Origin of the sequence: Halomonas elongata, from assembly GCF_029081005.1 — a bacterium.
GTDB lineage: Bacteria > Pseudomonadota > Gammaproteobacteria > Pseudomonadales > Halomonadaceae > Halomonas > Halomonas elongata_B.
On sequence record NZ_JAJQTQ010000142.1, the window covers coordinates 1 to 358 of the forward strand.

General features: G+C 62.8%; 1 protein-coding gene. It reads left to right on the top strand.

Annotated elements, in window-relative coordinates; genetic code table 11:
- Positions 1 to 57: 57 nt before the first annotated feature.
- Positions 58 to 358: hypothetical protein (locus tag LU493_RS19820; RefSeq protein ID WP_275289513.1), on the top strand; the 301-nt coding region annotated here is incomplete at its 3' end.

Here is a 358-nt window from a genome sequence, read left to right on the forward strand (position 1 = left end):
CTCCCCTCCGGCAGTCGCTGCCGGAGGGGTTCTCTATGGTACAACGCGGAAAAGGATATGACTGTTCAGACTCAGGATACCGGGAAGGCGGTCTCTTCCGTCATTGCCCAGTCATGGCACCGCTGCAGCAAGTTTATGCAGCGCGAAACCTGGCAAACGCCGCACCAGGCCCAGGGCCTGACCTTCGACTCCATCTGTCGGCGTAAAACCGCGCTGCTGACCATCGGCCAGGCGGCGCTGGAAGACGCCTGGGAGTTTATGGACGGCCGCCCCTGCGCGCTGTTTATTCTTGATGAGTCCGCCTGCATCCTGAGCCGTTGCGGCGAGCCGCAAACCCTGGCCCAGCTGGCTGCCCTGG